This window comes from Longibacter salinarum (assembly GCF_002554795.1).
GTDB classification, from domain to species: domain Bacteria; phylum Bacteroidota; class Rhodothermia; order Rhodothermales; family Salinibacteraceae; genus Longibacter; species Longibacter salinarum.
The window spans coordinates 836,112-855,833 of sequence record NZ_PDEQ01000001.1 but is presented as its reverse complement, the minus strand read 5'-3'; the positions used below and the strand labels follow the sequence as shown (position 1 = coordinate 855,833).

The following is a 19,722-nucleotide window of genomic DNA, read 5'->3' as shown; positions in this document are numbered from 1 at the left end:
GTGTCTCCAACGGCTTCGATTCGGCAGACGCGCCACACCTTAGCAGAAGAACGCTTGAACGTGTATTGTTGAAACGGGTCTCTTCCCAACTCGGAGCTGCTGCGAGGACACGGTTTGGGCGATCCCGACGATACCATTCGGAAAACGTATATATGATGGCATGGTGGAATCGGGCGTGTTGACGATCGACGTGCTGCACCGCCATCCCCTGGTCGATGTCTGACCGTCAGCTTCGTTTCTCCTCCTCGTCGAGGATGCGGTGCGAGATGGCCCGTGCCAGGTCCGGCGCATTGCCCCAGGCCCGGTTGTTTGCGACGATGTTCACCAGCGCATTCTGCGCCTCAGCGCGGTAAACCAGGGCGGTCACGTCCAGCACCATGTCGCGGGCGCCCTCTGTATCACAGATCTCAGGCACCGGTTTGTCGAACGGGTACGCCTGTGCGTAGGCATCGGCGTATTTCACGTTGCGGGGCGTCAGAAGGCGCGTGACGACCTCTCCATTCGCGGCCGTGAGGCGTTCCCCGGACATGGTCCACTGCTTTCGAATTTGCGGAAGCCACGTCCAGTGGCTGAAAACATGCCCCAATCCGCGCTCCTCCAGCCAGTCAAAGTACACCGGTTCGAGGAAGTGCTCAGATCGAAGCTCGATGTGGATCTGTGCGTCGCGACCCAGTGGGCCGAAGAAGTCGTCGAGGGCCTCGACATTGGCTTCCGGGCTTGGGCTATCGCGCACGCGCTGATACTCCTGCTGGAAGATGATGCCCGCTAGCCGATCGCCGACGAGGTCGAGCGCCGGCTCGTGAAATGTTCGGCGGTACACGTCGAGGTCAAGAAAATCCTCGTTGTCAACGTAATTGCCGCCGCGCCGAAGCGTGCGCGCGAAAAACTGCTGAGGTGCTTTCAGCAAAAAAGAGGCATCCTCAGGGGCATGATCGAGGTAATTCTGCAGGACGCCGTAGTTGTTCGAGGGAGACCCGTCACTCTCGAGGAGAGGGCGGTAGAAGGTGAAGTCAATCTCCAGGCAGCCGAAGTGGTCGAAGTAGTCCCGTACGCTGCTCACGGGCACCCGCCGCTCGGTGAACTGCTCACCACCCAACCGTCGCTTGCGCTCGGAAATTTTCGTCGCGTACGCACTCTCGGGATAAATCTGCCCGACCCAGCCTCCGTACCGGTCGCTTGCGGTGCCGAACCGAGCGTTCGGGTGGACGTGATCGAAGCGATAATCATCGACCTCACGTCGGATGTCTTCGATCGATTGATCCGGGGTGCGATGGGTGGTGGCGTCGCTTTCAGCGTCAGACATTGATAACGCAGAACTGGGGAGCGGGGCGGAGAGAAACCCTACGCCGAGGGTGACATCACGATCCGTCGGTTTTTGCGATCACGGCGGAGAGCTTATCGTAGGTCTGTCGGAGCGATTCAGGGAGGACCTTTGTCTCGTTCGTTGTGGGCATAAAGTTCGTGTCGCCGCCCCATCGCGGCACGACGTGAACATGGAGATGCTCGGGAATGCCGGCACCGGCCGCCCGCCCGACGTTCATTCCGACATTGAAGCCCTCTGGCTCGAGGGCGGCGTTAAGCCACATCATGCACCGGTCGATCGCATCCGCAATCGCGTGGTGCTCGTCCGTCGAAAGGTCGATGTACGACGGGATCTCGCGATACGGCACGATGAGAAGATGCCCGTTGTTGTAGGGATACAGGTTCATGATGACAAACACGTGCTCTCCACGCCAGAGAATCAGATGTTCGGCGTCCGTTCCCTTTTCCTTTCCGTCCTGCTGCAGCGCCGTAAAGACGGAGGCGTCGTCGTTGTGGTCGGTATCATCATTTGCATCTGAAACGTACGTCGAGCGCCAGGGGCTCCACAATCGATCCATAAAAGGCGGCTGGTTCTAGTTGAGACAGGACACGTGTAGGGAGAAGCCGTCAAGTTAAGGTGCAACGTGCAACTGAGACGAGCACGTCAGCGTGCGAACTCATGGATAGAAGAGATGGAGTCTGAACGGACCGAACCGTAAACCGTGCCTTTCAATATCGTTATTCCTCCGGCATGCGCCGCATTTTTGCAGACCTGCACACGCACACCCATCGATCGGATGGCGTCCTGTCACCAACGGCACTTATCGAGAAGGCGGCGGAGCGGGGACTGAAGGTGGTCGCAATTACCGATCACGATACGATTGCAGGCCTAGAGGAAGGGAGAGTTGCGGCAGAAAAGCACGGACTTGAATTACTGCCCGGGGTCGAGCTCACCGTCACCATCTCGGACAATGTTGTGCACCTTTTGGGGTACGCGTTCGACCCATCGAACGACCGCCTACGAACATATTTGGATGCGTTCAGCGACGGCCGGCGCGGTCGAATGCAAGCGATGATCGATCGTCTTCAAGATCAGGGAGTGACGGTGACACTGGATGAGGTCGAGGATGAAGCGGGGCCAACAGCTGCCCTCGGCCGGCCGCATCTAGCACGGATTCTGTGCCGCAAGGGACATGCGGAGGGTATGCAGGAGGCGTTCGACTGCTACATTGGAAACGATGCTCCCGCTTACGTGGCTGCGCCTGGTCGACCGGCCAGGGAGGCCGTTGACGTCATCCACGAGGCCGGCGGATTCGTCTCGATTGCCCATCCGGGCCAGTGGATGTCGGGTCACGTCATGCGCAACCTGCAACGAGCCGGTGTAGACGCGATCGAATGTATCTCACCATCTCATCCGGATTACCTGGTCGACTACTACAAGACGAAGGTGCAATCTTCCGGGCTGCTCATGACAGGCGGATCTGACTATCATGGTGGGAGTGAGCGCCGCGATGAACGGCTGGGGCGTCTGGGCCTTTCAGAGCGAGAATGGAGGCCTATTGCTCGACGGTGGAGGGGCGATGGCAGATGACTCACTCCTGGTTGCATCCGATGTCCACGCCTTGGCGGGAACGAAAGGATGCTGCGCGGGCGTAGTATCGTCGCGCCACAGGGCGAAGACCATCGTCCGCCCTCTCTGATTATTCCTCAGTTCGTACGCGCTTATACCTATGCCTGAGTACCTCGAAGGAGACCTCGTTGTCCGTGATCACCGTTTTGGCATCGTCGTCAGCCGGTTCAACGACTTCATCACGGAAGAAATGCTGGACGGAGCCCTCCGCACGATCAAGAGACATGGCGGCGACCCGGACGAGGTCGTTGTTGCGCGCGTGCCCGGCTCCTTGGAGATTCCGGTAGCGGCCAAGAAAATGGCGGAATCGGGGTCGTATGATGCCGTGATTTGCATCGGCGCCGTCATTCGAGGCGCCACGTCGCATTACGACTACGTGTGCTCCGGCACAACGAGCGGTACGATGAGCACGTCTCTGGAAACGGGCGTTCCGGTGATCTTTGGCGTTATCACGACCGAGACCATCGAGCAGGCGATCGAACGTGCGGGCACGAAAGCCGGCAACAAGGGCGCGGAGGCAGCTGCGGCAGCTATCGAAATGGCGAACCTGATGGAGAAGCTGTAGTCATGGTCTTAGCGCACATCCGAGGCAGACAGCCAGGCCCGCATCTGCCGACTCGATGCGGCCTGCTTTTGTATGTGGATAGAAGAGGGCGACCTCGGTGGGCTCGGAATCTTGTAAATGTTCTGGGGTGCTGTCTTTCCAGGGCGCTACGAACCCTGCGAATGGTCAGCGGAGTGGATGAGGAAACGGCGGTTGCGTGTAGATCATGAGGGCATTCGATGGAGAAACGGTAGAGCCTGAAAATGGCGGAACTCAGCCGGGTCGATATCGTCAATGAATACCGCAGCGCGCAGAGCAACATCGAGCGACGACGGGTCTCGAAAACGACTCGCACCGCGCTTAAGATGCCGTTGAAATCGCGAAAATGATTTCACAGAGGCACCACAGTCGCGCCTTGACATCGGATGGATTCGCTTGTACCCTTTGAATCCTGCAATCGGGAACGGCCGAAAATGGGTCGTTTCACTCCAGGACAGGGCATACATGGTGATCGTAGCTCAGTCGGTTAGAGCGCCAGGTTGTGGTCCTGGAGGCCGAGGGTTCGAATCCCTCCGGTCACCCCGAAGAAAGTACATAGAGGAGCAGTTTTTACCTGCCGCGTTCGTCTAGTCTGGTCTAGGACGCCGCCCTTTCACGGCGGTAACACGGGTTCGAATCCCGTACGCGGTACAAGTTTTAAATTTCTTGGAAGGCCCCGATGGCGCCGCTATCGGGGCCTTTTCTTTGTCCTTTTCGTCACGGATGTTACATTGGTACAAAGATGTTCCTCACCTCCTGCGCAGTATTGGCGCAAAGTGGGCTCGTCTTTTGGCGTACACTCACGCCCGGCACGAGCAGCGCCGCCTCTTGAATCGTGTATGCGGACTCTTCCGCTACCCACGATCACATCCGCTGCCTGCATCCGGTAGCGTATTTAAAATTCTTATCTCGGACGTCGCCACACCCACGTGGCGGCAGCCGGACCTGACTTTCCACTCAATCACGTTCAGAGCGTTTATCCATGGAACTGGCCCCGCTAACGGTACTGAATAAGCAGTACACCATTAAGCGTACACTGGGCGATCCCGGGCCGTTCGACATCAAGTATCTGGGAGAGACGGTCGACTCGGAAACGGCGACCGTCATCCGCGAATTCTTTCCCGTCCATCTCGTGGAACGCGAGTCGGGGAAAACCTCGATCGACATCAAGGGGGGCGACAAGGAGTCGCAGCTCTTTCAGTCGGGAATGGAGTACTTCCAGAAGGAGTCGAGCGTCCTTAGCCAACTCGATCACGATGCCCTCCCCTCGGGCTACAAGGTGTTCGAGGCAAACGGTACAGTGTACCGAGCTCGCCCGCACAAGCAGAGCATGTCTCTCCGAAAAGGTCTCGAAAGTAAGGGGACGTTGTCGGAGAAGGCGGCACTGACGATCATGGTGCCAATCCTGGAGGCGCTCCAGGTTGCCCACGATAACGGACTTTATCACGGCGGCGTATCCCCGGAAACGGTACGGCTATGTCAGGACGGAGCCGTTCTGCTAACGGGTTTCCGTGGCGCCTACATTCAGCTGGCCCGTCAGGGTGGCGAGTTGTCGGCTCTCGTCCAGCAGGGGACGTCGGCAATCGAACAGTATACGCCGCGTGGCAACCAGGGACCGTGGACGGATGTGTATGCAGCCGCGGCGACCATTTGCTACATGGTGACGGGTCGCGAACTTCCGGACGCGAGCGATCGCCTCGAAGGAGATGACCCCCTGGCCGACCTGATTCAGGATGCTGATGCGTTCAGTGCCCCTGGCGTACGTGAAGCCCTCATCGATGCCCTCGAAGTGGATCCGTCGAAGCGTCTGCAGTCGGCAGAGGCGCTGTCGAAAGCGTTGAAGGAGTCCTCGACGCGCTACGACGGGACAGAGAGTGGCTACTCGATTATTCCGTCTGAACTCGAACAGGAAGAGGCCGAATCGAAGTCGTCAGGTCCTGCAACCGGTGAGGTTGAAGTTCTGTCAACCGGAGGTCGTGAGCGTCCCGCGCGGACCCGTTCCCGCAGCAGTCGATCAAGCCGGAAGAAGAAAGAATCCTCGAACACCGCGCTCCTCGTTGGGCTCCCTATTGTTCTCCTCTTGCTCGGCGGCGTCGGGTACTTCGTTTTTGCCGGAGGAAGCGACGGCTCGTACGAGGAATTTCGTACGCGGGCCGACTCGCTGTATGAAGCTGAAAACTACGATGCCGCCCGCCAGGCGTACAGTCAGGCGCTTGACGTCCGGACGGACGACGCGTTCGCGCAACAGCGACTGCGGCAAATTGACCAGATGATGGGATCCGGGGGGCAGCAGGCTTTCACGACTCGCGTCACCGAAGGCGATTCGCTGATGGCTGAAGCCGATGCGGCGTACGCCTCGGGAGACATGCGTGATGCGCTCCAGATGTATTCGCAAGCCACGTCGAGTTACTACTCGGCTATGGACATCCGGGACCAGGAGTCTGTTCAGCGCCGGATCAACCGCGCAGAGCAGCGGCAGGATCAGGTCATCGCCGAACTCCGCTCGGGCGGCGGAAGCGATGAGGACCTCGATGCGATCGTCCGCCAGCAGCAGCAGGCCCAGCAGGCGCGTGCTCAGACGATCTATCGTCGAGCCATGCAGCGCGGTCGCGATTACATGAGCCGCGAAGAGTATGCGCAGGCGAAGTCGGCATTTGAGCAGGCGTCGGACGCGCAGACGACCGATGAAGTGATGGACTTGATTGCTCAGGCCGACAGTCTGCTCCAGACACAGCGTGAGAATCAGTCGGCGTACGAGCGCTATCGCGCCCAGGGCGATGTCGCGTTTCAGGAAGGCAGCTACGAAGATGCTGTCGCCCTCTACCGGCGCGCACTGGAAGCGAAAGAAGGCGATACGTATGCCCAGGAACAGCTGGAGAAGGCCAAGAGCGAACTCGAAGCGATCCAACTCGCTCAGGCCAAGCGGCAAAAAGAGCAGCAACGCCGCGAAAATATGAAGGAAGGCGACATCTACACGGTGGTCGATGAGGAAGCAACGGTGAAGGGAGGACTTGAGGCCCTTCACAAAGAAGTGCGTTATCCTTCCTCGGCTGCACGGCGGGGCGTCGAAGGCCGTGTCTACATGCAGGCCGTCGTGAATGCGGATGGTACCGTCCGTGAGGCTAAGGTCACGCGTGGAGTGAGCAGTGCCATTGATGATGAGGCACTGCGCGTTGTGGAAGACGCAACCTTCATCCCGGCGAAGGTCGACGGTAAACCCGTACCGTCGCGAACAGCCGTCTGGATTCAGTTCCGTCTCCAGGACTAAGCCATCGTGCCTGGACCAGCGGTCCGGGATCAAACAATGAAACGAGGACCTACCTCCGCGGTAGGTCCTCGTTTTTTTATTTGTCCCCCCTCGGTTCGATTCAGGGGGGCAGTTATGGAGTCGGAGCGGATGCTTCCACGGTTTCCGACCTCTCCGGAGGTTGTTCAATGGTTGATTGTTCTGGGCTCAGACGGTAGGCGAACCATCCCAGCCGCAGAGTAAGAAGCAGCGCAATGGGGAAAATGGCGTTGTGGAGATCCTGGGGCCATAAGAACCAGCCGGCTGCGAGCAGGCCGGTGCTGATCGCGGCAACTGCAGTATACCCCTGTATCCACTGGGGGCGGACATTGCGGACTATCGCCACAGTGAGTGCGAGATGCGTAGGCCAGGCCCAGAACAGATTCCAGTTTTGGTCTGTGACCTGATGCTCGCTGATGAACCAGAGAAAGCAGATGATAAGTCCGGCAAGTCCACTGATGCCAAACAGCGTAGCGTCCCCCCAGGCCCCCACGTCTGTGTCGCGTGGACCTCGAGCGAATACGCGTGCCTGCCGGACCGTCCATACTGCGCCGACGCCGAGAAGCCCCCACGTGAGGACGAGAGGCCAGGGGAAGGTTGCCTCCGTCGCCTCGTAGCCGTCAACCCAGAACAGCGTATCCGTCTTTGTCACGAGCGGTTCGGGGCCATCCGGCGTCATGATTTTGGCATTCTCGAAGGCCTCGAAGAGGTAATCGGGCAAGAACATCGCTTCGCGTGGAGACGCGATCTGGTCCGCCGGTTTCCCCAGTCCAAGATCGAAGCCGACGTCTAAAAGACGCCGATCGGCCACATATGGGTCGAGGAGGCGTCGGAAACTCTTGCCTGGATTGGGCTCTCCCGAAAATTGCACGAGTGGACCAACCGCACTCTCAAGCGCATCTCGGACACGCGTTGAGCAGTTGTCGAAAAGAAAGTCGTAGCGATACGTGCGATTCTCTGGACGCGCGTTCACTTCGAGGAACGCATACAGATCTTGCACCTGCCCGGCGGTCAGGTTCAGACGTTGCTCGATAATCGGTCGCTCAACTCGCTTGTAAAAGGGAAGTGCAGGGCCGTAGGGCTCCGTCGTGAGCATGTAGTTCAACTGCCCGTAAGTGAACTTCAGCACGAAGAACGGCTCGTTGAAGTTGAACGTGCCGTAATTGTACAGACGGTCGAGTTGGTGCACGGGGTCTGCGATGCGAATCGCGCTGTGGCCGAACTCGGTGTACACGGCATCGCCCGGCAAAATCGTCACCATCCATGCTTTCGCATCGGGGGAGAGTTTAGGGATCTCCTGTGCGTTGCCCGGTTTTGGAAACAGGAAGGTGAGAGAACAGGCGACAAGGAATGCGTAGCGCAGGGTGAAACGAGAAAGAAGCGCAGAGCGAATCGAGCGCACGAGCAGTGTTGTTTTCAGAAAAGGGACGAACCGTGGGCGAGGGGGCGCATACACAGAAACGCAATTGGAGCTTGGTCCGACTCGGTCTCACCGAGCGCGTGTGCCTCCGCTCTCCGTGTCGTGTGTAGACGAGCAATCACGCGCAGAGGTTCAGTTGAAAACGCCCGGACGGCGCCATCTCCGTTTTGCCCCCGTTTCTTTCATCCGCTTGCCACGATCTCACCGCATGGGACGCAGACAGCGCGCGAAGTTTACGCTGGATCAACTGAAGTCGACGATTGACACACCTGAAACCGAACTCGATCACGGAAATCCGTACGAACTGCTCGTGGCCGTCATCCTGTCGGCGCAATGCACGGATGCCCGCGTCAACAAGGTGACGCCGGATCTCTTCGAAGCCTTTCCGACCGTTCACGATCTTGCAGAGGCCGATCCGGAGGAGATTCATCCGTATATCGCATCGGTTACCTTTCCAAATAATAAGGCGAAGTATCTCGCCAAGATGGGGCGGCAGGTCGTCGAGAATTTTGGGGGTGAGATTCCGCAGTCTGTCTCCAAGCTGCAGACGCTGACCGGCGTGGGACGAAAAACCGCTCAGGTTGTCGCCAACGTTGCGTATGATGTAGACGCGCTTCCGGTGGATACGCACGTATTCCGCGTGTCGAACCGGATCGGTCTTGTCAAAGAGGGTGCAGACACGCCGGCGAAGGTTGAGAGGCAGCTCAAGCGAGTCATTCCGAAGGAGGACTGGGGCGTCGCACATCACCTCCTAATTCTACATGGCCGCTATACGTGTACCGCGCGAAGCCCAGAGTGCGGTGCCTGTCCGGTGATTGAGGTCTGCAAGTACAACAAACGTCTGCAGCGCTTACCAGACCCGATCGACGGGCTAGATAAGAACAAAGGAACGTACTACTGCAAAACGCGCGATCACTATTTTGACGACCCGGCCGTCCACGTCGACCGGAATAACGTCGAGCAAGTTGCATGTCCACGCTGTGGCTCCATGAATGTGTTCAAGACGCAAACCGGTGAAACGACCAAAACGGCGAAGGATTACCGAGTAGATGGATGATGTGCCGTACTGATCCGACCGGGCACATGTCGCAGTAGCCAAATGCCGCCGTGATGGCGGTACGTGGCGTCAATACGCATACACCTTTTACCACGATTCGACTCTGATTTTATGGACGGGACCCAAAAGCACATTCTGATTATTCTGGATGGATGGGGTCTTGCCGAAGACCCATCTGTTAGTGCAATTCATGCGGCGGACACGCCGTTCATGGATGACGCGATGGAGCGCTTTCCCAACGGCATCCTCCGCGCGTCCGGTCCGGACGTCGGGCTTCCAGAAGGGCAAATGGGTAACTCGGAGGTAGGGCATACAAATCTCGGCGCTGGTCGTATCGTCTACCAGGAAATCCTACGCATCTCGAAAGCGATCGAGGATGGATCCTTTTTCGAGAACGAGGCGCTCGTTGACGCGACGGATCACGTCAAGGAAACCGGTGGAGCCCTCCACTTCATGGGATGCTTCTCCGATGGAGGCGTGCATGCGACGCTCGAGCACGTGTACGGCCTCCTTCAACTCGCCCAGAACCAGGGAGTGGATTCCGACGACGTGAATGTTCATGCCTTTACCGATGGGCGTGATACGAGCCCAACCGGCGGCGTCGGCTACGTGCGCGAGTTTCAGGAGAAGGCTGAGGAGATCGGTATTGGACGTATCGCCTCCATTGTGGGACGGTACTATGCAATGGATCGGGATAATCGGTGGGAGCGAACGGAGAAAGCGTATCGCCTGCTGGTCGACGGCAAAGGAGAAGCATTTGATGATCCCGTCGATGCCCTGCAGGCGAGCTACGATGATGACGTCACAGACGAGTTCGTCGAGCCCGTCAAGATGAATGTTGACGGAGGTGGACGCGTACAGGACGGGGACGCGATCATCTTCTTCAACTTCCGTGCAGACCGTGCGCGACAGCTAACGCGTGCCTTCACGGAGACAGACTTCGACGGCTTCGAGCGTGAGCCGATCGACGATCTGTACTACGCCACGATGACACCGTATGACGATGACTTCGATGTACCCGTCGCATTCGATAAACTGAACCTTGAGGATACCCTCGGGGAGGTCATCAGCCGAAATGGAGGCCGGCAACTGCGCGTTGCTGAGACGGAGAAGTATGCACACGTGACCTACTTCTTCAGTGGGGGACGAGAAGAGCCCTTTCTAGGAGAAGATCGGCTTCTGATTCCGTCACCACAGGTTGCGACGTATGACCTGCAGCCCGAGATGAGTGCGCCCGAAGTCGCTGCACGCACGTGCGCAGCGATTGGGGATGAGGCATACAATCTCGTCGTTCTCAACTTTGCGAACCCGGACATGGTGGGCCACACGGGTGATTTCGAAGCGGCGGTGCAGGCGTGTGAGGCCGTGGATGAGGCGGCACGAGAGGTCGTCGATACGGCCCGCGAGGAGGGATACTCCGTCAGCATCATCGCGGACCATGGAAACGCAGACAAGCTGCGCAATCCGGACGGGTCCCCGCACACAGCGCATACCACGTCACTTGTCCCGCACATCGTGATTCATGACGACGTACAGGGGCCGGTACGGGACGGGAAGCTCGGAGATGTCGCGCCGACGATTCTGGCAATGCTCGGTGTCGAAGCGCCGGAGGCTATGGATGGCGACGTGTTGGTTGACCTCTAGCCTGGTGCCGCCCGATCGCACGTGACCCGCAATCGAAGCATAAAAGTGTGCCACCGGACGAGACCTCACCGCGCAAGAACGATAATCCGGACCTCGGCGACCGAGTTGATCGGTTGGAGCAACGCGTCGACAAATTATTCGACGCGGTCCTCCGCATCGAACGTGAGATTGGCTCGCGCACGTCATCGTCTGAACCGGAGAACGATGTGCTATCGGAAGAACAGGCGGGACGTGCCTCCACGTCTCCAGCCGAGCTCAAGTCAAGTGAATCCGCCACCGGTGGGTCGTCACGGACGGTAGAGGGCGAAGCCGAGGCGGAACGTGCGGATAGCGATCGGTTTGGCAAGGGCGGCTCGCGAGAGGCAACGTCGTCCCGCCGGATGGGGACCGCTCTCCCCGGCCGTGCGGGTGGGTGGCTGAAGACCGTGCTCGGAGCGACAACAGAGGATTGGCTCAGCCGCATCGGAATCGCGCTACTGCTTTTCGGCCTTGCCTTTCTTTTTCGCTACGCGGTGGAGCAGAACTGGCTCGGCCCGATTATTCGTATCGCCTTCGGCGGCGGACTCGGTGTGAGCTTGCTGTATGCTGGGCTTCGGCTGTATGACGAGCGCCCGCGGTTCGGCCAAGTCCTTCTGGGCGGGAGCTCTGCTACGCTTTACGTTTCCATCTTCAGCGCCTATCAGCTCTACGGCCTGGCTGGCTACCCGGCGGCGTTCGCCCTGATGGTCATTGTGACCCTTGGGACGTTCGGGGTGGCCGTGCGGCAGGAGGAGCCGATCATGGCGGTCATCGGCTCGTTGGGCGCCTACGCGACGCCCTTCGTGCTCTACACGGATGCCGGTTCGGTGCCGGGTCTCGTCGGGTACGCTCTCGTCGTGCTTGTCTTGACCACGTCGCTCTTTTGGTTACGCGGCTGGATTACGATGCTGTACACCTCCATCGGAGGCATGTGGCTCGTCACGCTGGTCGCGTGGGTCTCTACGCTCTCGTTCGTCGGCACCGGCGATGCCACGGACGTGGACCGGGTGTCAATTCAGGTGAGTGCGGTTGCCGCCTGGCTAGCATCGGCCGTGATTCCTCTCGCGTACCAAATTGTACGCGCTGGTGCGCTACGAGAACGGTGGATGTCTCGATTGCCCGCGTGGGTCCAGTCCCAGGTTGAGAATCGTACCACGGAGGAGGGAGCCGAGGAGACGACACGTAGTCTCTGGACGAAGACCGGGATCATTTTTGCATCCACGGTCACGCCGACGCTGTTTGTGGTTATAACGGTCGCGAACTGGGATCTAGGCGAAGGGGCCGCTGCTTTCCTCATGCTTGTCCTCGCAGTCATGTACGCACTGGGGAGCGAGTGGGCGAGCCGAATGGCGCTCGAATTAGAACGTACCGTTTATGCCGTGCTTGCGTCTCTACTTGTGACAGCGTCTATTGGAACAGCGGTAGACGGACCATACATCACCGTTCTCCTGGCTGTTCAGGCGGCAGGACATTTCGCGATCGCTCGCCGAGGGGCCCCTCGGGCGCTCCGTACGGTTGGCCACATCCTTTTCCTCCTCGTCGCTGTCGAGTCGTTTCAAGTGGATCTCCCGCGCATAGAGAGTGACCTTTCGACAATGACGGGTCGCTTAATTGTCGCTGTGCTGATGTTCGGTAGCGCATTTCTTGTGCGGTCTCGTTCGGTCCGACGCGTTTATTTCGTTGGGGCCAATTCACTTCTTGCAGCATGGACGTGGCACATGATCGGCGAGCCAAGCCACGCACTGACCTGGACGCGCTTCATCTGGGCGCTGCACGCGACAACGCTGTTTGCGATCGCCCGCGTTCCAAAGCTTGTGAATGGAACCGTGCTGTCTCCGGTACGACGAACGGTCGGTTGGGTCAGCCACGGGCTCTTTCTACTCGTCTCGATGTCGTTCGCGACGGAGATCTGGGCATCGGGTATGGGCACGATGACACTCGAGACGGCCATCGTTCAGTTCGCTGTGGTGGGTCTGTTCGTCAGCGTAGCGGTATGGAGTCGCCCCGAGGTCGTAGCGGCAGTCTACCGGCTTGGGACACTGGTTCTGTGGCTCGTGTGGACCGCTCACGTGGTTGACGGCTTCGGAGGCGGGGCCGGAATCGTATCGTCGATATGGGGGGCGACCGCGATGGTCGGCATCATTTTCGGAACGGTGTCCAATCGCTCAGAGGTGCAGTATGCCGGGTTCGCGACGCTCTTGCTCGTCGTAGCGAAACTGTTTCTCCTGGATCTCTCCGCTCTGTCCCCGGCTGCTCGCATCTTCATCTTCCTTGGGTTCGGTATCGTGCTGCTGCTTGCTGGATACCTGCTACCGGGTCTGTTGCCGAGTGGGGAAGAGGATCGAGTGCGAGTCGACGAGGAGAACTAATACGTTTTCCGAATGATATCGTCGGGGTCGCCCAAGCCGTGTCCTCGCAGCGGCTGCGCGTTGGGAAGAGAACCGGTTAAGAACCTGTTTGGCGGACCGCCTTCGACCATCCAAAGGACGGACCTCTCGACCCGACGGTCGGTCCTTGGGACGCCTGCGCAACCACGCCTCGTTTGTTTCGCGCACCGTGTCTATAGCACACGTGTCATCGGATCACCGCCCGGCCTGCGACTAGACAGGAACGACCGAGCGTGCGTTTTTGAGATCCATCCGCCAAGCAAGTTTTCAACGGGATCCGTTTAGACGATCTTCTGCTAGGGTGTGGTGCGTCCGCCGAATCGAAGCCGTTGGAGACACCGACCTTTGAAAGTCGAAAAGGTATAACGTCCACCGCGAATGTGCAGAATAAAAAACGGGCCGCTCCGGCGAGAGCGGCCCGTGTCCTAGGTCATGCAGATGGCGGGATCCGATTACTGGATGTCAATCTCGTAGGGCAGTACCGCCTGCACCGTCCCGGACTGACTGAGATAGTATCGAATCCGGTCACGCTTTGCCTGCATCTGACGTTCGAGGTCGGACGCTGTCTGATCGAAGTAGACGCGCGCTGCCTGACTCGATAGATCTTCGTTCAGTTTCTCGAAGAAGGTCTTCTGTCGCGGAAGGGTTTGCACCGCGTACGGGCCCTCACCGAGACCGCCTTTTTCGCCCGCGATGCGAACGGCTTCAGATAGTCCGCCGAGGACATCAACGAGACCCGCTTCCTGCGCATCACGTCCGGTCCAGACGCGTCCCTGCGCGACCGAATCCACTGCTTCAACCGACATCTTGCGTCCTTCTGCAACACGCTGGAGGAACGTCTGGTAGGTTCGGTCGATGGAGCTGGCAAGGAGGGTCCGTTCCTGCTCCGAAAAGTCCGAGAACGGGGAGTACATATCCGCCAGATCGCTGGTGCTGACGTTGTCGAGGCCGACGCCGAGCTTATCCGTCAAGAGCCCCTCTACGTTAAACAGGAGACCGAATACGCCGATCGAGCCCGTGATCGTGCTTGGGCTCGCGACGATGGTGTCCGCCGGCGCGGCAACATAATAACCACCTGATGCCGCCAGATTGCCCATAGATACGATGACGGGCTTTACTTCCTTCGTTCGCTTGACGGCACGCCAGATGGCTTCGCTGGCAGCCGCAGAGCCGCCGGGTGAGTCCACGCGAAAGACAATCGCCTTGATCGACTCGTTCTCGCGGGCATTTTCGAAAGCTTCGATGATCGGATCGGACGCCATCATACCGGAGCTGCCAAAGGCACCTCCGTCGTCGTCGCCCGGGACGATCTGTCCAGTTCCGTAGATGACGGCGACGCGTCCGTCACCGGTCGTCTCCAGCCCGACATCGCTGCTCGGCACTCTCGCGTAGTCATCTATACCCATCATCCGGACATCGTCCGACGGGGAGACGCCGACGATTCCACGCAGGACATCCACGACCTCGTCGGTGTATCGGACATCGTCAATCATCCCGAGGTCTTTCGCTGGACGAACATCCATCGGAGCATCGGTGCTCGCGATGTCACGTAGCCGTTGCTCGTCGATCGAGCGGGAATCGGCGATAGCATTTAAGAAAACGTCGTACTGCGTATCGATGATTGCCTGCAGCTGCTCCTCATTCTCCTCCGACAGATCATTTCGCGTGAAGGTCTCAATGGCGCTCTTGTATTGTCCGGCGCGGACGACCTTGGGTTCGATTCCCAGTTTGTCAAGCGTCCCCTTGAAGAACGTCTGCGGGAGATAAAATCCGTTGAACTCGAATGCCGTGACCGGGCCCGCATATATGCTGTCCGCTGCGCTCGCGAGGAAATAATCCTTCTCGATCATGCCGAAGTCCCCGCTCGAAGCGATGACTGGTTTTCCGCTATCACGGAATGCTGTGATCGCATTTCGGATCTGTTCCAGCGTTGCCCATGAGGCCTGCGTGCCCTTCAGGCGAATCCATAGGCCGGAGATCCGATCGTCTTTCTCAGCTTTCGAAAGTGCGGAGAGGACATCACTCACGTCGTACTTCGGCTGATCGGCAATCGCACGTGTGAACGGATCCTTCGAGACCCGTTCTGGGATGGGACCCTGGATGTCGAGAGTGAGGATCGTGCTGCGCTGTACCTGCGGCGTTGTATCCGCCGACAGACTGATAGCAAAGATGAAAAAGAAGACGAAGAGTAGGAGGGCCCCAACGGCGATGAGAGTGCCGAGGACACTCGCCGCTAAGGTGGATAAAAACCGCATGTTAAACCGGTCAGTGGGTGAACGGGGAAGAGAGAGCCCTTGCGCAGGGTGACGCGATGAAGCCTACATAGAACACGGGCCAGAAGACGCGACGGTTACACACAATGCGTGGCGACACGTTTCCGGGGGCGCAGTGGATTTTGGTGTCTGTTCGATCTGCTACAGAATCGTCGCACCGATGCCCTGGAAGCAAACGCAACGCAAAGCTCCACTCTCCGAACCCGGTGAGTTCGTGCAAGCATTTCGGGCATTCATCGCCTCGCAAGGTGCCATGGTGTCCACCCTGGAAGACACTCGACTGTGTAGTAAAGAATACGCTGAACAAGACCGGACTGATCTTCTGGTAAGAAGAACACGGCTTCATCGGCTCAGAACGCGGGTTCGGGTCGATGGACGGCGGACTAGCAAGGGGACGGCATGATTTCGGGGCTTCTATGGGGCGCGTCGTCGTTCCGCGCATTACGAACGACGTCTATTTCGATGACCCAGCCTCTCTCCAAAACCTGCAGGTCGTTATGCTGAGACTGACGACGAAGGCCGCTTCTTCCGCGAACCGTTTTGAGAACGTACCGAGCCGCGTTCTGGTTACGGTTCTCTTTTGCACGGTTTCCCTGCTTTGGGTATTCGGGTCGGGATCAGCCGTGGCATCAGATGCTGCATATGTGCAGGCAGACTCCGACGCCAAACACAGGTTGCAAAATGCTGGCGACTGGCCGTGGCGACGGTGGCATCGTGCGCGGATCGAGCCACGATTTGAATATCGGCAGGTCATTCGCGTAGGGCAACACCGGCGGGCACGCAGGTTCGAGGGCCACACGCGCTATCGCTATGTGACCAGACGTGCGTCCTGGCGCCGAGCTCATGTTGACATCGTCATCGAAGGCATTGATGTCTATCGTCGTGGCCGCTACCTGGGCACAGTCGATCGACTCCCGCGAGGTATTCGTCGGACGCGGGCCCGAATCTGGAGGGGCGGACGAGTTGCGCTGGATCGAGACGTTGCTTTGATCGGAAAGCCCCGACGAGGCTATGAGATTCTCGCTCTCGAACCGTCGAGGGGGCATTACCGACCCCGTGTCCTCCGTGCAGCCGTTGTTCGTCTTCGGCGAGGAGAGGCCGTGCCCATTCGCCGAAGTCGCCTCATTCGCGCACATCGACACCAGCGGTTGGCACCGATCCCGCTCCTGCCTGATGACATCGGCATCTTTGATGATCGTCATGCTGCGTTCCGGTCATTCGATTACCGAAGCCCGTTTCACGGGTCGACGTCCGCTAGATCCTCACATAGGCCGGGGTCGAGGTACAAATATGGCGTTCACCATCGCGTGGAACATAATCGTCGTCCAGACCGCGATCGACGGCGGCCTGACGTGAGAAGGAGACGACAAGATCGACGTGACTTGTCTGCCAGGAATCGCCGATCCGAGCGAGCGATCGAACATGGAGGTGAACGTCGTGGTCGAACGAAAGATGAGACATTCGAACAGAAGACCTCCGATGCTAACGACAATAACATGTCTGTCCGGTCCCGTGCCCGGACGTCCGGCCGGAACGAGAACGGACGCGAGAGGAAGGATGAAGCCGTTGGTCACTCTGTTCGAAGAACGCGTACGGATACCATCAAGACGGAGGATCGGACGATCGAGGTTAACCGTGAGACCGAACTTCGGCGGTTGGATGATGGGCGCTCTGCAGCGCGAGAGCGGTCCGATCAAGACGCCGGCGCGGATCGTCGGACGGGGCGTGATCGGTAGTTTTTTCGCATAGGAACGGTGAACCGTCCAGGTGGTCTCTCCGCACGCGGTCCAACCGTGCTATATTCCTGTATCTTCGCTGTTTACCCGTATTTGACCATGCGAGATTTGAAGGCCGTGTCTGAAGCAGGGAAATGGCTGTGTTGCGGCGAAACCCGACAAAAATTATCAAGTACATAGCATCACGAGGGTCGATTGATGGACCAATGTGTCCGCGATCGGCCCTCGATCGTAGTTCGCAGAGCCAGTCATAACCTGTGAGCGATCGTGAGTAATCCGAATTCCCCTCGCGATACATCGTCAACATCATTCGAAGACCGACCGGAGCTTAGCGAGCGAGAGCAAGACATCCTGGGCCTGGTCGTCAAGCAATTTGTTGACACGGCGGGTCCCGTTGGGTCGCGTTCGCTTTCAAAGCAGTTCGACATCGGACTGAGTCCCGCCTCGATCCGCAATACCATGTCGGATCTGGAGGACATGGGATATCTCGGACATCCGTATACGTCTGCCGGTCGTGTGCCGACCAAGCTTGGCTATCGAACGTTCGTCGATAGCCTGATGGACACGCCAGAGCTGACGCCTGCTGAGCGCCGCGCTCTCACAATTCAGCTTGCCTCTTTGGTGGCTGATACCGACGAGCTGTTAAGGGAGAGTACGAGACTTCTGAGCCAGCTTACAAATCTGCTCGGTGTTGCGCTTACGCCGAATATGTCCAGTGGCACGCTCGAGCAACTTGACATCGTGCCGCTCACTGGCGGTCGATTGATGTTCGTGCTCAGCGTGAGCGGCGGTCTCGTGAAGACGATCGTTTTAGGCTTTGAGTCGGATCTTCGCCGTTCAGAGCTGAGCCGCGTTGTGTCAATCCTGAACGAGCGACTGGCCGGATTGACGCTGAAAGAAATCCGGGAAACGCACGAGGAGCGTGTCCGCGATATCGACGATCCGACGGGAGTCGTTCAGTTTATTATGGATCGCTCGAACCCGATCTTTAGTGAACCGAACGAAGCTCGCCTGCGGCTTGGTGGAACGCAGAATATATTGACGCAGCCCGAGTTTCAGGAGCCCGACGATGTCCGCAGGTTCATTGAAGTAATCGAAGACGAGGATCGTGTCGTTGAGTGGCTCGAGACCGTGTTCGACGTCGAGAGCGATGCGATCGGACAGGCGGCGATTAAGATCGGAAGCGAGGGACTGGAGGATATGGATTCCTACTCGATTGTGACGTCGCCCTACAGTTTCGGCGGGACGGTCGGTGTGCTTGGCGTAATCGGCCCGACGCGCATGGAGTACTGGAGAGTTGTCGCTCTTGTGGAGAGCATGGCGGCGGTTGTGAATCGGCCCTCGGGGGATGAATCTGATGTGCCGCTTGGCGCAGAAATAACGGATGTTGAGTCCATCATGGACCAGTCTGGAAGCCTTCCAGACACGTCGGGGGACGAATAGCGCGTCGCGGATAGGTCGTGGTGAGCAGTCACCCTCACGGGGTGTTCGTATAGAAGAATTGTGTGAAGTGCAGTCCCAGCTCGTCGTAGCCGGCGTCTGCTGGTTCTCCACCGCGAACCTTTAACCGGGAGAACCGTCGGAAAGCGAGTGTAGTTACGGCACGGAATCTTCCGGGTGGATACCACCCCGCCGAGTCGCCTCTCGGCTCCGATCATGTTTTGTTAACCAGTCCGTCGAACGTTCCTGTGAGTACACCTGAATCGACAGAAATAAATGAATCGGCGGAAAACGAATCCGCCGACGCGGCACAAACGCCTTCCGAGGAGGCGTCGAGCGAGCAGCCGGAAGCCTCCGGTGAAGCTGGTGACCTGAGCGTAGAGGCCACAGAGCGGATCGAAGAGCTCCAGCAGGAGCTTTCCTCCGTGCAGAACGAACTGGACGAGGTCAACGAGAAGTATTTGCGGAAAGCCGCCGAGTTCGAGAATTTTCGTCGCCGCATGGACCGGGAGACCACGCGCCGCTACAGTGCGGGGCAGGTTGATGTCGTGAAGGCCATGCTGGGCGTTCTCGACGATATGGGACGATCGATGGATGCGTCCGAGGAACTGGCGGAGAAGCAGGATGCAGAAGCCGCCTATGATTCGCTCCGCAACGGTGTCGAGATGGTCCACCGCAAGTTTGTCGACGAGCTCCAGAGTCTTGGCGTCGAACGCATCGATGCCGAAGGGGAGCCGTTTGATGAGTCCCTGCACGAAGCCATGATGCAGCAGCCGGCCCCTGAAGGCGTCGAGCCGGGTACGGTGCTGACTGAGGTGCAGCCGGGCTATCGGATGGGCGACCGCGTCATTCGCCACAGCCGCGTTATTGTCGCTTCGTAACCTTCTCCTCGTGTTGAGCGGCCGCCGACCACCACGGTTTGAAGCCGGTCTGGCAGGATCTTTGG

At 58.6% G+C, this 19,722-nt stretch carries 14 protein-coding genes and 2 tRNA genes; 12 read left to right on the top strand and 4 right to left on the bottom strand.

Annotated elements, in window-relative coordinates:
* Positions 1-226 precede the first annotated feature (226 nt).
* Together CRI94_RS03445 and CRI94_RS03440 are read right to left on the bottom strand one after the other, a co-directional pair.
* A complete protein-coding gene (locus tag CRI94_RS03445) occupies positions 227-1,303 on the bottom strand; it encodes a DUF72 domain-containing protein (RefSeq protein ID WP_098074240.1) in 1,077 nt (358 codons plus the stop codon).
* A gap of 55 nt (positions 1,304-1,358) precedes the next feature.
* The gene (locus tag CRI94_RS03440) at positions 1,359-1,880 is read right to left on the bottom strand and encodes an HIT family protein (RefSeq protein WP_098074239.1); all 522 of its coding nucleotides are present in this window, start codon (positions 1,878-1,880) and stop codon (positions 1,359-1,361) included.
* Between the two features lie 173 nt (positions 1,881-2,053).
* Here CRI94_RS03440 and CRI94_RS03435 point away from each other — a divergent pair, with 173 nt between their 5' ends.
* From CRI94_RS03435 to CRI94_RS03410, 5 genes are all read left to right on the top strand, one after another.
* On the top strand, positions 2,054-2,893 hold the full coding sequence (locus CRI94_RS03435; protein WP_098074238.1) for a PHP domain-containing protein: 840 nt from the start codon (positions 2,054-2,056) through the stop codon (positions 2,891-2,893).
* Positions 2,894-3,032: 139 nt separating this feature from the next.
* On the top strand, positions 3,033-3,497 hold the full coding sequence (gene ribH, locus CRI94_RS03430; RefSeq protein ID WP_098074237.1) for a 6,7-dimethyl-8-ribityllumazine synthase: 465 nt from the start codon (positions 3,033-3,035) through the stop codon (positions 3,495-3,497).
* A gap of 486 nt (positions 3,498-3,983) precedes the next feature.
* Positions 3,984-4,057: transfer RNA gene (locus CRI94_RS03420), tRNA-His, on the top strand.
* Between the two features lie 34 nt (positions 4,058-4,091).
* A tRNA-Glu gene (locus tag CRI94_RS03415) sits at positions 4,092-4,166 on the top strand.
* 331 nt (positions 4,167-4,497) lie between these two features.
* Positions 4,498-6,783, top strand: coding sequence for a TonB family protein (locus tag CRI94_RS03410; protein ID WP_098074235.1), 2,286 nt, complete (start codon positions 4,498-4,500; stop codon positions 6,781-6,783).
* A 112-nt stretch (positions 6,784-6,895) separates the two neighbouring features.
* On the opposite strand, the gene CRI94_RS03405 is transcribed toward CRI94_RS03410, so the two are convergent.
* Positions 6,896-8,203: an Lnb N-terminal periplasmic domain-containing protein gene (locus tag CRI94_RS03405; protein WP_245846056.1), complete on the bottom strand. Its 1,308-nt coding sequence runs from the start codon at positions 8,201-8,203 to the stop codon at positions 6,896-6,898.
* A gap of 226 nt (positions 8,204-8,429) precedes the next feature.
* On the opposite strand from CRI94_RS03405, the gene nth reads away from it, so the two are divergent.
* The 3 genes from nth (at position 8,430) to CRI94_RS03390 (ending at position 13,309) form a co-directional block, all read left to right on the top strand.
* Positions 8,430-9,278: an endonuclease III gene (nth, locus tag CRI94_RS03400; RefSeq protein ID WP_098074234.1), complete on the top strand. Its 849-nt coding sequence runs from the start codon at positions 8,430-8,432 to the stop codon at positions 9,276-9,278.
* A gap of 111 nt (positions 9,279-9,389) precedes the next feature.
* Positions 9,390-10,922 (top strand): 2,3-bisphosphoglycerate-independent phosphoglycerate mutase, encoded by a 1,533-nt coding sequence (gpmI, locus tag CRI94_RS03395; RefSeq protein WP_098074233.1) that lies wholly within the window; start codon positions 9,390-9,392, stop codon positions 10,920-10,922.
* Between the two features lie 47 nt (positions 10,923-10,969).
* Positions 10,970-13,309: a DUF2339 domain-containing protein gene (locus CRI94_RS03390; RefSeq protein ID WP_098074232.1), complete on the top strand. Its 2,340-nt coding sequence runs from the start codon at positions 10,970-10,972 to the stop codon at positions 13,307-13,309.
* 470 nt (positions 13,310-13,779) lie between these two features.
* Here the strand turns inward: CRI94_RS03390 and sppA are convergent, their stop codons facing one another.
* Positions 13,780-15,582, bottom strand: a complete 1,803-nt coding sequence (gene sppA / locus CRI94_RS03385; RefSeq protein ID WP_098074231.1) for a signal peptide peptidase SppA — start codon at positions 15,580-15,582, stop codon at positions 13,780-13,782.
* 861 nt (positions 15,583-16,443) lie between these two features.
* On the opposite strand from sppA, the gene CRI94_RS17605 reads away from it, so the two are divergent.
* The 4 genes from CRI94_RS17605 (at position 16,444) to CRI94_RS03360 (ending at position 19,657) form a co-directional block, all read left to right on the top strand.
* Positions 16,444-16,590 (top strand): hypothetical protein, encoded by a 147-nt coding sequence (locus CRI94_RS17605; RefSeq protein WP_179862136.1) that lies wholly within the window; start codon positions 16,444-16,446, stop codon positions 16,588-16,590.
* A gap of 506 nt (positions 16,591-17,096) precedes the next feature.
* A complete protein-coding gene (locus CRI94_RS03370) occupies positions 17,097-17,336 on the top strand; it encodes a hypothetical protein (protein WP_098074228.1) in 240 nt (79 codons plus the stop codon).
* 267 nt (positions 17,337-17,603) lie between these two features.
* The gene (gene hrcA, locus CRI94_RS03365) at positions 17,604-18,779 is read left to right on the top strand and encodes a heat-inducible transcriptional repressor HrcA (RefSeq protein WP_245846055.1); all 1,176 of its coding nucleotides are present in this window, start codon (positions 17,604-17,606) and stop codon (positions 18,777-18,779) included.
* Between the two features lie 245 nt (positions 18,780-19,024).
* On the top strand, positions 19,025-19,657 hold the full coding sequence (locus CRI94_RS03360) for a nucleotide exchange factor GrpE (RefSeq protein ID WP_098074226.1): 633 nt from the start codon (positions 19,025-19,027) through the stop codon (positions 19,655-19,657).
* Positions 19,658-19,722 lie beyond the last annotated feature (65 nt).

Coding starts and splice junctions, on each gene's coding strand:
- CRI94_RS03445 (WP_098074240.1), bottom strand. CDS start 1,303: ATGTCTGACGCTGAAAGCGACGCCACCACCCATCGCACCCCGGATCAA.
- CRI94_RS03440 (WP_098074239.1), bottom strand. CDS start 1,880: ATGGATCGATTGTGGAGCCCCTGGCGCTCGACGTACGTTTCAGATGCA.
- CRI94_RS03435 (WP_098074238.1), top strand. CDS start 2,054: ATGCGCCGCATTTTTGCAGACCTGCACACGCACACCCATCGATCGGAT.
- ribH (WP_098074237.1), top strand. CDS start 3,033: ATGCCTGAGTACCTCGAAGGAGACCTCGTTGTCCGTGATCACCGTTTT.
- CRI94_RS03410 (WP_098074235.1), top strand. CDS start 4,498: ATGGAACTGGCCCCGCTAACGGTACTGAATAAGCAGTACACCATTAAG.
- nth (WP_098074234.1), top strand. CDS start 8,430: ATGGGACGCAGACAGCGCGCGAAGTTTACGCTGGATCAACTGAAGTCG.
- gpmI (WP_098074233.1), top strand. CDS start 9,390: ATGGACGGGACCCAAAAGCACATTCTGATTATTCTGGATGGATGGGGT.
- sppA (WP_098074231.1), bottom strand. CDS start 15,582: ATGCGGTTTTTATCCACCTTAGCGGCGAGTGTCCTCGGCACTCTCATC.
- CRI94_RS17605 (WP_179862136.1), top strand. CDS start 16,444: ATGTTGACATCGTCATCGAAGGCATTGATGTCTATCGTCGTGGCCGCT.
- CRI94_RS03370 (WP_098074228.1), top strand. CDS start 17,097: ATGTCTGTCCGGTCCCGTGCCCGGACGTCCGGCCGGAACGAGAACGGA.